Origin of the sequence: Colwellia asteriadis (assembly GCF_039523295.1) — a bacterium.
Classification (GTDB): Bacteria; Pseudomonadota; Gammaproteobacteria; order Enterobacterales; family Alteromonadaceae; genus Colwellia; species Colwellia asteriadis.
The window spans coordinates 214079-226122 of sequence record NZ_BAAAFA010000004.1; the positions used below are offsets into that span (position 1 = coordinate 214079).

The 12044-nt window shown below is 37.6% G+C and carries 12 protein-coding genes; 5 read left to right on the top strand and 7 right to left on the bottom strand.

Annotated elements, in window-relative coordinates; all coding sequences use genetic code 11:
• Positions 1 to 50 precede the first annotated feature (50 nt).
• Together ABD005_RS07435 and ABD005_RS07440 are read right to left on the bottom strand one after the other, a co-directional pair.
• Positions 51 to 362 (bottom strand): DUF3301 domain-containing protein, encoded by a 312-nt coding sequence (locus ABD005_RS07435; protein WP_215978805.1) that lies wholly within the window; start codon positions 360 to 362, stop codon positions 51 to 53.
• Between the two features lie 161 nt (positions 363 to 523).
• On the bottom strand, positions 524 to 1612 hold the full coding sequence (locus ABD005_RS07440) for a DUF3549 family protein (RefSeq protein WP_343816708.1): 1089 nt from the start codon (positions 1610 to 1612) through the stop codon (positions 524 to 526).
• 110 nt (positions 1613 to 1722) lie between these two features.
• Here ABD005_RS07440 and ABD005_RS07445 point away from each other — a divergent pair, with 110 nt between their 5' ends.
• Positions 1723 to 2064 carry a YqcC family protein gene (locus ABD005_RS07445; RefSeq protein ID WP_343816710.1) on the top strand — a complete coding sequence of 114 codons (342 nt, stop codon included), beginning with the start codon at positions 1723 to 1725 and terminating at the stop codon, positions 2062 to 2064.
• 2 nt (positions 2065 to 2066) lie between these two features.
• Positions 2067 to 2798 (top strand): tRNA pseudouridine(65) synthase TruC, encoded by a 732-nt coding sequence (gene truC, locus ABD005_RS07450; protein ID WP_343816712.1) that lies wholly within the window; start codon positions 2067 to 2069, stop codon positions 2796 to 2798.
• A 146-nt stretch (positions 2799 to 2944) separates the two neighbouring features.
• Here the strand turns inward: truC and ABD005_RS07455 are convergent, their stop codons facing one another.
• The 5 genes from ABD005_RS07455 to ABD005_RS07475 all read right to left on the bottom strand — a co-directional run bounded on the left by ABD005_RS07455 (position 2945) and on the right by ABD005_RS07475 (position 8946).
• Positions 2945 to 3379, bottom strand: a complete 435-nt coding sequence (locus tag ABD005_RS07455; RefSeq protein WP_343816714.1) for a hypothetical protein — start codon at positions 3377 to 3379, stop codon at positions 2945 to 2947.
• A 469-nt stretch (positions 3380 to 3848) separates the two neighbouring features.
• On the bottom strand, positions 3849 to 4688 hold the full coding sequence (dapD, locus tag ABD005_RS07460) for a 2,3,4,5-tetrahydropyridine-2,6-dicarboxylate N-succinyltransferase (protein ID WP_215978810.1): 840 nt from the start codon (positions 4686 to 4688) through the stop codon (positions 3849 to 3851).
• A 24-nt stretch (positions 4689 to 4712) separates the two neighbouring features.
• Complete coding sequence (gene glnD / locus ABD005_RS07465; RefSeq protein WP_343816717.1) at positions 4713 to 7349, bottom strand: [protein-PII] uridylyltransferase; 2637 nt, start codon at positions 7347 to 7349, stop codon at positions 4713 to 4715.
• Between the two features lie 82 nt (positions 7350 to 7431).
• Positions 7432 to 8277 carry a type I methionyl aminopeptidase gene (gene map / locus ABD005_RS07470; RefSeq protein ID WP_343816797.1) on the bottom strand — a complete coding sequence of 282 codons (846 nt, stop codon included), beginning with the start codon at positions 8275 to 8277 and terminating at the stop codon, positions 7432 to 7434.
• A 51-nt stretch (positions 8278 to 8328) separates the two neighbouring features.
• Positions 8329 to 8946 (bottom strand): hypothetical protein, encoded by a 618-nt coding sequence (locus tag ABD005_RS07475; RefSeq protein ID WP_343816719.1) that lies wholly within the window; start codon positions 8944 to 8946, stop codon positions 8329 to 8331.
• 336 nt (positions 8947 to 9282) lie between these two features.
• Between ABD005_RS07475 and rpsB the strand changes: the two genes are divergently transcribed.
• The 3 genes from rpsB to pyrH all read left to right on the top strand — a co-directional run bounded on the left by rpsB (position 9283) and on the right by pyrH (position 12015).
• Positions 9283 to 10011 carry a 30S ribosomal protein S2 gene (gene rpsB / locus ABD005_RS07480; protein ID WP_215978814.1) on the top strand — a complete coding sequence of 243 codons (729 nt, stop codon included), beginning with the start codon at positions 9283 to 9285 and terminating at the stop codon, positions 10009 to 10011.
• Positions 10012 to 10152: 141 nt separating this feature from the next.
• Positions 10153 to 10989, top strand: coding sequence for a translation elongation factor Ts (gene tsf, locus ABD005_RS07485; protein WP_215978815.1), 837 nt, complete (start codon positions 10153 to 10155; stop codon positions 10987 to 10989).
• Positions 10990 to 11277: 288 nt separating this feature from the next.
• Positions 11278 to 12015, top strand: a complete 738-nt coding sequence (gene pyrH / locus ABD005_RS07490; protein WP_215978816.1) for a UMP kinase — start codon at positions 11278 to 11280, stop codon at positions 12013 to 12015.
• Positions 12016 to 12044 lie beyond the last annotated feature (29 nt).

Genomic DNA, 12044 nt, shown 5'->3' on the forward strand with positions numbered 1-12044 from the left:
AGTGTTTTTGATATTTTGTTGCACTTATTTTTATCAAAATACTTTGAGTCTTAATAGGGTTCGTTAATTTTATAAGCGGGCAAAACAACTTGCTCTAGTTTTAAGCCGCATAAAGTTAATGTCCCTTGATTATTAGACTCGCCATCACCACTAAACTCAAAGTCAAAAACACTTTTAATGCAAGCGCCGTGCTCTTTAGTTACGCTAAATCGACTAGTGCGTCGTGCTAAGGCGATAAACTGTAATCCTGATTTTTTACAGTAATTATCAACATGTACTTTGGCACACTCAGATACTTTTCGTAAATAAATGAAGTACCAAGCGATTAAAAAAGCGATTAATAAATAATAAATATTTTCCATAGTGCTCTCATTACAGCAAAATTAGGCTAACCAAGGGCTAGGTATCACTTTAAGCAAACCATATCATTGAAGTAACTTTGCTTAAAGGTTAGTGTTTAGCATTTTAGTGAATATATCTTAGCGAGCTCAACTTTATTATTATTGACAAGTCTACTACGAGACTAAGCTTGGTTAAATAACTGTCCAATAGCTTGAGCCAGTGCTGGAGAGCGATTAGGCGCTCGCATACATTGAAATACCACAGGACGAATGGTCGGAATGGCAACTAAATCTTTAAATATACTGGTAAATAGTGGTATGTCATTACTGCTAACTAGATGTTCAAAATAAGCCATTAATCGAGTATTGTCGGCTAATACTGACCAGCAGCGACCAGACAGTGTAATTAATAAGTCAGGGCTAACATATGCTTGTTGTAATAATGAGTCAATAAATTCAATGACATGCTTATGTTGAATGCTGCCTGCTAAAGCACGCAATAAGTGCTGAGCTATTTGCTGACTTGGCTCTTCTTCACTCTCTGTCTGTGTGGCCAATTGTGCTGTATTTTGTAGTTGCGTAGTTAAGCGCGTTAGTATGATGTCGATTAAGTTAACGTCTAAGCTTTCATTTTCTAGTGCGCCGCATAAAGGTAATAAAACTTCTTCGGGTAAGTTGTTGAATGCCTTGCATAAAAGTGCGCTGTTATTATCTTGCTTTATTCTTGCAGTAAAGTCGGTAATACCTTGCACACCAACGGCTTGCCAATTATCCCAACCTAAATCACCGCTGATGTAACTTAAAAATGGTGATAAATACTCACTGGCTGGCTGTTTTAGATCCACTTTAATTTTGCTATTTAAGCTGGCTAATTTGTATTGGGCTGGCGTAAATAAGTACGGGTTACTACTGAGAATATCTTCTTGTTTTTTACTCGCTTCTTGGGTTAAATCAGCGCCGAGAGCTTCTACAATAATGGCGATAAAGTGATTGCGAGCCCCTTGGTTTAATAACCCTCGCTCATCTAGCGGTAATTTTAATAACCATAAGTAAGGCTGAGCAGATTGTTTTTGCCAAAACGCGATTGCGATAAACGCATGGCCTTGTGAAGGTGTCGGGTAGGGGACTTGGTTTAACTCAACTTTTTCAAATAGCTCTTTCGGCACTTTAGTGACTAAGCGACCCATATCATAAAGGCGATATTGTGAACCCGATAGTTTTAGTAATTGAGAAATAGTATCGATGTTTTGGGGTTGTGCGTTGTCAGACATAAAATATCAAAATCATGTTGGTTGAATTAGCCTGATATTATAAGGATAATGGCGCGATTAACATAGTAAAAGTTTGTATTAAACAGAGACCTAATCAGTGAATAAACCCAATGAACACTAATCAAAAAGCACACATCTCGGTGCTATTAAATGATTTAACTCAAGCATTAAAAGCACAACACTTATGGCAAGACATTCCTCCAGCAACAGAAAAGCTTAAGAGTAAGCTGCCTTTTTGTGTTGACACATTATTTTTTGAGCAATGGCTGCAATTTATTTTTCTTCCTAAAATGCAGCACTTGCTTAACGAAAACTTACCTTTACCCAGCTCGATTTCATTATCTCCTATGGCTGAAGAAGCATTTAAACGCTTAGGCAGTGAAGCTAATTCGTTATTAAGTATTATTGCCGCTATTGATTTGTCGTTGACTCAACCAAGTATGCAAGGATAACTATGCTGCCTATTCTTTACCAAGACGAGTATATTATTGTTATTGACAAACCTTCGGGATTGTTAGTGCACCGCTCTATGATAGATAAGCATGAAACGCGTTTTGCCTTACAATTAGTACGAGATCAAATTGGTCAATATGTTTATCCCGTTCATCGATTAGATAAACCTACCTCGGGTGTTTTGGTTATGGCACTTTCTGCTGAAATAGCGGCAAAATTAACCGAGCAGTTTAGTGAGAAAACTATACAGAAAAAGTACATTGCTTTGGTGCGAGGCTATACCCCTGAGAGTGATTGTATTGATTATCCGCTCAAAGAGATGCTTGATAAAATGACCGATAAAAAAGCGCAGCAAGACAAGTTAGCGCAACCGGCAGTTACTGAATATAAAACCCTGTGGCAAGGAGAGTTACCCATTGCTGTTGGGCGTTATGCTACTTCACGTTATTCTCTATTGTCATTAATGCCACAAACCGGAAGGAAACATCAGCTCAGACGTCACATGAAGCATATTTTTCATCCGATAGTTGGAGACACCACGCATGGTGACGGTAAACATAACACTATGTTTAGAGAGCAGTTTAATTTAGAGCGATTATTGTTAGTGGCGAAAGAGATGACATTTGAACATCCGGTCTTACTGAAAAAACTCACCATTAAAGCGAGTTTAAGTCCCGAGTTTACAGAGATATTAACCGCTATAAATTGCCCTGTAGCCGATATTATTGATTAACGCGGATGTAACTATTGCAGTAATTAACCTGAACTCCTAGCCTATTACAAGTAAATTTAGCGAAGAAGTTAGGAGAAGTAGCTGCTAGAGAAACATTTGTTAAGCCGCGCTCAGAGTAATTCGTCTGTTGAAATTCTTTATAGACTCTACTCTGGCATAGCGCTAATGCGAACACTGTTAATATCTTGCTCTATAAAGTTCGCATAAGCATGCTGTGCTCTACCTTGAGTTTTATCAGTACTTTTCTCACCTTTAATTGTGACTTGTGGCATGACGTAGCTGTTAGCATATTGTTCACGGTCGGCTTCAAATTGCTGCATCATCGCTTGATCTGCGGTTACTGAACGATTTAAAAGAGATATCATTATATGGTGATCTGAAACCAACGCCTTTTTTTGAACGCTCTTTCTTGTTAAATAAAAGCCAGTCGTATTATTGCTCGTCATATTATTAGCGTAATAACCATTATTCATTATTGATTTATTATCGCTATAGTCAGTTTGTGTTGAACTGCAGGCACTTAAGAGTAGGCAACCTACTAATGAAAAAAATGTTAATAAATGCGTTTTAATAATTGTCATAATAAACCTAATGCTTGTGTACTCGTGAACTTAGTATCAATAGGGCAAAGGTTATGCCAAGGTTAAAAAAGTGGCAGCTATATAGAGAGTAAAAAAGAAGCTTGGCGATTTTTATATTTTTATTCTGTTGAAAAATAAGCGCTTTATGTTGATTGGTGATTTACGAATTTGGAAGGTATATTTTTATTTATGATGTTATTTTGTACTTTTTTAATTTTTGCTTATTGCTTGTTAAGCCAAGCGTCAATTTTATAACGCTATAGTAAGTGGCTATCTTTTTATGTTTCACTCAAAAATAGAGAGAGAATAAATAGCGGCTAAGTATAGTGAGGTATTGATAAAAATATTATCAGCTATAACGAGTAACGTTCTGTGTTCTACTCGCCATAAGCTGACTATATTTGAGTCCTGAGAATATCAATACACTGGAGATATTTAAGCCCAGGTGATTCTGGGCTTAGCAGGTTTATTACTCTTCAGATACAGAGCGTAATAACTCATTAATGCCTACTTTAGCGCGAGTTTTAGCATCTACTTTCTTGACAATGATGGCAGCATATAAGCTATAGGTACCACATTTTGATGGTAAGTTACCTGGAACAACAACTGAGCCTGCAGGTACTCTACCGTAATGAACTTCGCCTGTTTCTCTGTCAAAAATGCGTGTACTTTGACCAATATAAACGCCCATTGAAATAACTGCGCCTTCTTCAACCACCACACCTTCTACAATTTCAGAACGTGCGCCAATAAAACAGTTATCTTCAATAATTGTTGGACCCGCTTGTAATGGCTCTAAAACGCCACCAATGCCGACGCCACCTGAAAGATGAACATTTTTACCTATTTGTGCACACGAGCCAACAGTAGCCCAAGCATCAACCATGCAGCCTTCATCAACAAAAGCGCCAATATTAACGAAACTCGGCATAACAACTACGTTTTTACCAATAAAGCTACCCGTGCGAACACTAGCACCAGGAACAACACGTACGCCATCAGCTTCAAACATCGCTTGGTTATAATCGCTGTACTTCATTGGTACTTTATCAAAAAAGGTACTTTCAGCGCCGTCAATAACGGTATTATCCCAAATACGAAATGATAGTAAGACCGCCTTTTTTAGCCATTGATGAACATGCCATTGACCATTAATTTTTTCAGCTACGCGTGCACTGCCATTATTTAATGCTGCAAGTGCGTCAAGTACTGCAGTTTTTACTTCAGGTGAAACTTTTGCTGGCGTTATATTCGCTCTGTCGTCAAAAGCCTGTTCAATGATGGTTTCTAGCGTAGTTAAATTTGTCATTATTTTTCCTATCGTTAATTTTTGTTAATCAATTTGTTCGGTAAGTTTTTCGGCTAAATCTTGTTTTTCTTGCTCAGTTAATGCTTCATCATCAAAGGTTGAAATGGTAAAAACATCGTCTGCTTTTTCACCAAAAGTTGTGATCTTAGCTGAATGAATACTAATTTTTTCTTGTTGAAAAACTTGCGCAATATTGGCTAATAAGCCAGGTCTATCTAAAGCAACAATTTCAATCATGGTTCTGGTTTTTGCATGTATTTTAATAAAGCTAACCCGTAAAGGCACTTTGAATTGTTTAACACGTTTTGATGGTGACTGTAGTGGGGTGTCGCAATAATTATCTTCACCTAAACGATCTACTAAATCTTCACAGATCTCTTTGGTGTAGTAGCTTTCATTTAATGCTTTACCACGGCTATCTAGCACAATAAAGGTATTTACAGTGTAGCCAGTTTTGGTGGTAATAATTTTAGCATCGTGAATGGAAAGTTTTTTACTACCTAGAAATGATACTGTGCTGGCAAAAATGTTACGTCTTTCTTTAGTGAAAATGAAAACCTCTGTCCCCCCTCTAAATGGCTTGGGACTAATTAATACTAAAGGTTTCTTTCTATCATGCTTGATAATGTTTTCACTATGTCTGGCAATTTGCTCAGGCGAATAACGTAAAAAATAATCGACTCTAAACTCACTCCATAGCTCTTTAATTAACTGCACGTCAACATCGGCAGAGAATAATATATTCATTGCACCTTGTTGATTTTCACGAATTTTAGAGCGAATTTCTACGGGCTTTTCTAAGCCATGTCTAAATGCTCGTAGCGTATTGAAGTATAAATCTTTAAGTAAGTTTGATTTCCAACTGTTCCATAGGCTTTCGTTGGTCGCTCTCATATCGGCAACCGTTAAACAGTATAGGTAGTTTAAGTGTGCTTCATCGCGTACTTTCTCACCAAAGCTGCGGATAACATTTTCATCAGAAATGTCACGTCGCTGCGCAATAATCGACATCAATAGATGGTGCTCAACAAGCCAAGCTACCATATTGCTGTCATGTTTACTCATTTGGTGTGATAAACAGAAATTAAGTGCGTCTGTTGCGCCTAACTTTGCATGGTTACCACCGCGACCTTTGGCAATGTCGTGAAAAATCCCAGCTAAATACAGTACTTCAGGCTTACGTACTTTTTGTACTATTTTGCTACATAATGGGTACTTATGGTTATGCTCTTTTTGACTAAATTGGTATAAATTTTTGATCACTCGGTAACTGTGCTCATCTACCGAGTAAGCATGAAATAAATCAAACTGCATTTGGCCAACAATATTACGCCATAATGGTAAGTATGAGCCAATAATGCCGTGTTTATGCATTAAGTTAAACGCGAGCCCTAAACCGCGAGGGTGGCGAATAATCTCCATAAAAATATTACGGCATTTTGCGTAATCGATTAATCCTGAAATTAAGCGTCGACGAGCATTACGCATTAAGCGTAACGTATGAGAGTGTATCCCTTTAATGCTTGGCTCTTGGGCGATAATTAAAAAGAGTTCGATCATTTTCACTGGACGCATAAAAATGCGATCGTCACGAGTGTTGATTAATTTATCAACCAACTCAAAATCTTGGTTAATTATCGTGATGTTACTTTGTTCTGGCTTTTTGATAATAGCTTGTTGAAAATGCTGTAAAAGCATAGTGTTAAGCTCAGTAATACGAGAAAGTATTCTGAAAAAACGTTTCATCATACGCTCAACAGGGGCTTTGCCTTCATCACCAAAGCCCATCATTTTTGCGACATCGGTTTGGTAGTCAAACAATAAACGGTTTTCATTTCTTTTAGCGACAAAGTGTAAAGCAAAGCGCATACGCCACAAATAATCTTGTGCTTCAAGTAGTTCGACAAACTCACTAGGATAAAGATAATTGTGCTCTACTAGCTCCTCAAGAGAGTCAGCAAGAAAGTGTCTTTTAGCAACCCAGGCAATAGTTTGAATATCGCGCAAACCGCCGGGGTTAGCTTTTAGGTTTGGCTCTAATGTGTAAGCCGCGCCATGGTACTGCTGATGGCGTTTGTCTTGTTCTTTACATTTGGCGATAAAAAACTTTTCGGACGACCAAAATACATCTTCATTTAATAGCGGTAATAGTTGTTGTGTGAGAATGTCGTTACCCGCTATTTGCCGCATTTCCATTAAATTAGTCGCAATAGTGACATCTTTCGTCGCTTGCTTTAAACACTCTTTAATGGAGCGAACACTTTGACCAATATCAAGCTTTATATCCCATAACTGGGTAATGAAAGCTGATATTTTTTCTTCTAATTCAGGAGCAATTTGCTCTTGTGTTAAAATTAAGATATCAATGTCTGAGTACGGGTGAAGCTCTCCGCGGCCGTAGCCACCAACAGCAACTAAGCTTACTTGATCTTCGTCAAGATGATGTTGACACCAAAGCTTACGCAGTGTTGCATCAACAAAGTCAGCACGGGCGGCGAGTAAATCACTAATATCATTATCAATAAAAGAATCACTTAACCATTGATTAAATTCTTGTGTTAATTGACAAATTTCAGTGCTTGAAAGAGGATCTCCGGCAATAAGTAGGCTGTCGATAAAATATTCAGGAATAACGCGTTTTGATAATGATAGAGTCGTCAAAATAAAGCCTTTTTAATAGAGTTAACCGTATTATTTTACCTAGCAGCCATTCAGCCCGTTACTTTAATTAAGCTTTCCTTAATTAATTATGTAAAACACGTGCAATGGTTTCTTCTTTACGTAAGGTTAATATTTCACAACCTGTTGGTGTTACGAGTAACGTATGTTCCCATTGCGCTGACTTTTTACCATCTGAAGTGTAAACCGTCCAGTTATCTTCTTTATCTAGAATAGTCGTAGCGCGACCTAAGTTGATCATTGGCTCAATGGTAAAGCACATACCCGCTTCCATTTTAGTTTTGTCATTATTTTTATAATGCACTATTTGTGGCTCTTCATGAAAGCCGGCGCCAATTCCATGACCACAGTAGTCTTTTACTATTGAATAACGACCTGATTTTTTAATGAATTTTTGAATGGTTGCACCAATATCACCAAAAAAGGCGCCAGGCTTAACTTTTTTAATCGCTAAGTAAAGCGACTCTTGTGTTAAACGACATAAACGTGCATCTTCTGGTGAAACATCGCCAACGAAAAACATTTTGCTCGTATCACCATGGTAGCCATCTTTAATAACGGTAATATCAATATTAATAATATCGCCGTCAACCAATGGCGTATCATTTGGAATACCATGACAAACGACATGATTTACGGAGGTACAAATTGATTTTGGAAAGTGATGATAATTTAAGGGTGCTGAAATAGCTTGTTGCACTTTTTCAGTATAATCAGCACATAGGGTATTTAATTCATCTGTTGTTACGCCTGCTTTTACATGCGGTTCAATCATCTCTAAAACGTCAGCGGCAAGTTTACCCGCGATACGCATTTTTTCTATTTCTTCTTGGCTTTTAATAATGATGGCCATGTTAAATCTCTTTTTAAGTCGGTGTAAATTTGTTAACTGTCGTAACGCTTTATTAATAGAACACAGTTTTTAGTGTTTTTGATAGATACTTACTAAGTTAATACGTATTTATGCTGATTGTGTTATTTCTAATTTCACTGCATCAATAAAGGCACTAGGGTCATTAAGATAGAAATTATGGTTTAGTAAAATTAACCTATCATCAATGGCTAATAACAGTGCTGGTATTGCTTCGGTTGCAATTATTTCTTGTAGTGCAAATATCTCATGCACTTGCGCTTCGGCATCACTAGTGAGTTTATCAGCTTTAAGGACTTTACTCGACGGTGATAGTTTTAATTGTGCAATAATATTGTCAACTGATGTTGCATCAACAAGTTCGTTCCCAGTGCCAAAATGCGCTTCCTGTAAGGATTTCAGTAGGGAAAAAGCTTGTTTAGGGCTTTTGTTTGCAGCCCAAGTCATTAAATTGGCACACAAGGTAGAATCTTTTGCTTGTGATAAGCTGTCCAAGTATTGGTGAGAAAAGCTAATGTCAGCTAACGATTTTACCGTAGTAATTTGGCTTTTGCTGATTTTAGATTCATTTTCACCGCAAAAGTGAGCGCTATGCCACAAATTAATGTTTACTTCAGGTAGTGCACTTTGTACTGCTTCTACTAGCGGTGTTGCAGCGTAACTCCATGGGCAGTGTGTATCGTAAATAAAAAATAATTCTGTACTCATTGCTTTACTCGACGGTTAGTTGTTTTCGGTCATAATGATTGATTTTACCGCGCTTGAGCGGATTATCCCACCAAAATCATTATTTATTTATCTAGATAAAGGTGCCTGTTTATGGTATAAAGTGCCGCGCTAAATTTTAGTTATTATTCAAATGCTGAATGGTACTGGGTTTAGTAGCACTTAAATCAGCCGTTATTACGATTATGTGATGATGGTTATTACTATAAACTCACATACATCTATAAAGGTATACCGGGGTGCTCGCTTTATTTAATTAGAGCTGATGAGTCGTGTATATTGGGTGTATGAACGCTTAACCCCATTAAAGGAAAAAAAATGTCAAACGTTTCAATGCGCGATATGCTTAAAGCTGGTGTTCATTTCGGTCACAAAACTCGTTACTGGAATCCAAAAATGAAGCCGTTCATCTTTGGTGCTCGTGATAAAGTTCATATCATCAACCTTGAACAAACTGTACCTATGTTTAATGAAGCACTTGCTTTTGTAAACAATGTTTCATCTAAAAAAGGTAAAGTATTATTTGTTGGTACTAAACGTGCTGCAAGTGATGCAATCAAAGAAGCAGCACTTAAGTCTGATCAATTCTTCGTTAATCACCGCTGGTTAGGTGGTATGTTGACTAACTGGAAAACAGTTCGTCAATCAATCAAGCGTCTTAAAGACCTTGAAGTTCAAAGTACAGATGGTACTTTTGAAGCATTAACGAAAAAAGAAGCATTAATGCGTACTCGTGAAATGGAAAAGCTTGATAAAAGCTTAGGTGGTATCAAAAACATGGGTGGTTTACCTGATGTTATTTTTATCATTGATGCTGATCACGAGCACATTGCAATTAAAGAAGCTAACAACCTAGGTATCCCAGTAATTGCTGTTGTTGATACTAACTCAAACCCAGATGGTATTGATTACATCGTACCGGGTAACGATGATGCTATCCGTGCAGTAACTTTATACTGTGATGCAGTAGCTACTGCTGTAGTTGAAGGTCGTGAGAAGAACATCGTTGTTCAAGCTGAAAAAGACGGTTTTGTTGAAGCTGAGTAATTAGCTAAACATTTCGCTCTATCATAAAAGCATTACGGTGTAGTGCTTTTATGACTACCTATTTAATATTATGCCCATGTTGATTAATGGTTTTATCATTGAGTTAGCGTTGGGGATAACAGAAAACTGAGGAACTTACTCATGGCAATTACTGCTGCAATGGTTAAAGAACTTCGTGAACGCACAGCTGCGGGCATGATGGATTGTAAAAAAGCTTTACAAGAAGCTGATGGTGACATGGAACTTGCGATTGAAAATATGCGTAAGAACGGTCAAGCAAAAGCTGCTAAAAAAGCGGGTAACATCGCTGCTGAAGGTCAAATCATCATTAAAGATGGCACGTTAGTTGAAGTTAACTGTCAAACTGATTTCGTAGCAAAAGACGACAACTTCTTAGCGTTTGCTAACAAAGTTGCTGAAACTGCCGCTGCTGAAAAACTTTCTATCGAAGACTTACAAGCTAAGTTTGAAGAAGAGCGTATTGCATTAGTGACTAAAATTGGTGAAAACATCAATGTTCGTCGTGTAGCTTATGTTGAAGGTGCTGCTTTAGCTTCTTACAAACACGGTGCTACTATTGGTGTTGTTGTTGCTGGTGAAGGTGATGTTGAATCACTTAAGCACATTGCAATGCACGTTGCTGCAAGCAAGCCAGAATTCCTAACTCCTGATGACGTTCCAGCTGAAGTTGTTGAAAAAGAAAAAGCGATTCAAATTGATATCGCAATGAACGAAGGCAAGCCTCAAGAAATCGCTGAAAAAATGGTTTCTGGTCGCATGAAGAAGTTTACTGGTGAAGTATCTCTTACTGGTCAAGCGTTCATCATGGAACCTAAGAAAACTGTTGGTGAAGTTCTTAAAGAGAAAGGCATCACGGTTACTTCTTTCACTCGTTTAGAAGTGGGTGAAGGTATTGAGAAAAAAGAAGAAGATTTTGCTGCTGAAGTTGAAGCACAAATCGCAGCTGCTAAAGCTTAATTCATTTTCGAAAAATAATAAAACGTCTACACTGTAGGCGTTTTTTTTTGCTCAAATTTTGTTATGAGTTTCTTTCGTTTTATTGGTTGCTAGCTAAAATGTCGAATATATCGGTAATATCGATGTCTTTTTTATAATTATACTTTCGTGACTGCGCTAAACGTATTAAAATACTCGCGGTTTTTTACGTTTTTAATTTATGCTCAGCTAGCGCAATGTTAAAAAGTAAAAAAACTAATTAGCTCAATTACCCGAATTTATTACTTAATCGCTACAGGAATTTTCCCTATGACTACCAACCCAAAACCCGCTTATCGAAGAATCCTTTTAAAACTTAGTGGTGAAGCGCTAATGGGCGAAGAAGGTTTTGGTATCGACCCCAAAGTGCTTGATCGTATGGCACAAGAAATTAAAGAGCTGGTTGAAATGGGAATTCAAGTCGGTTTAGTTATTGGTGGTGGAAACTTATTCCGTGGTGCTGGTTTAGCCGATGCAGGTATGAACCGTGTTGTTGGTGACCAAATGGGAATGTTGGCAACTGTGATGAATGGTTTAGCAATGCGAGATGCACTCCATCGTGCTTTTGTAAATACGCGTTTAATGTCTGCTATTGATTTAGCCGGTGTATGTGAGCGTTATAATTGGGCTAATGCTATTAGCTTATTAAAGTCAGGCCGTGTTGTTATTTTTTCAGCGGGTACAGGCAACCCTTTCTTCACAACAGACTCTGCTGCCTGTTTACGCGGTATTGAGATTGAAGCTGATGCGGTATTAAAAGCGACCAAAGTTGATGGTATTTATTCAGAAGACCCAGTGAAAAATCCAAATGCTGAGCTTTACAGCGAATTAAGTTATGATGAAGTATTAGATAAAGAATTAAAAGTAATGGACTTAGCTGCCTTTACCCTAGCAAGAGATCATAATATGCCTATTCGTGTTTTTAATATGAATAAACTAGGCGCGCTAAAATCAGTCATTATGGGTGAAAGCGAAGGAACAGTTATTACTCACGCTCAAAGTGAGTAATTTAAATTTATGGTGGTTAGCTCTATGAC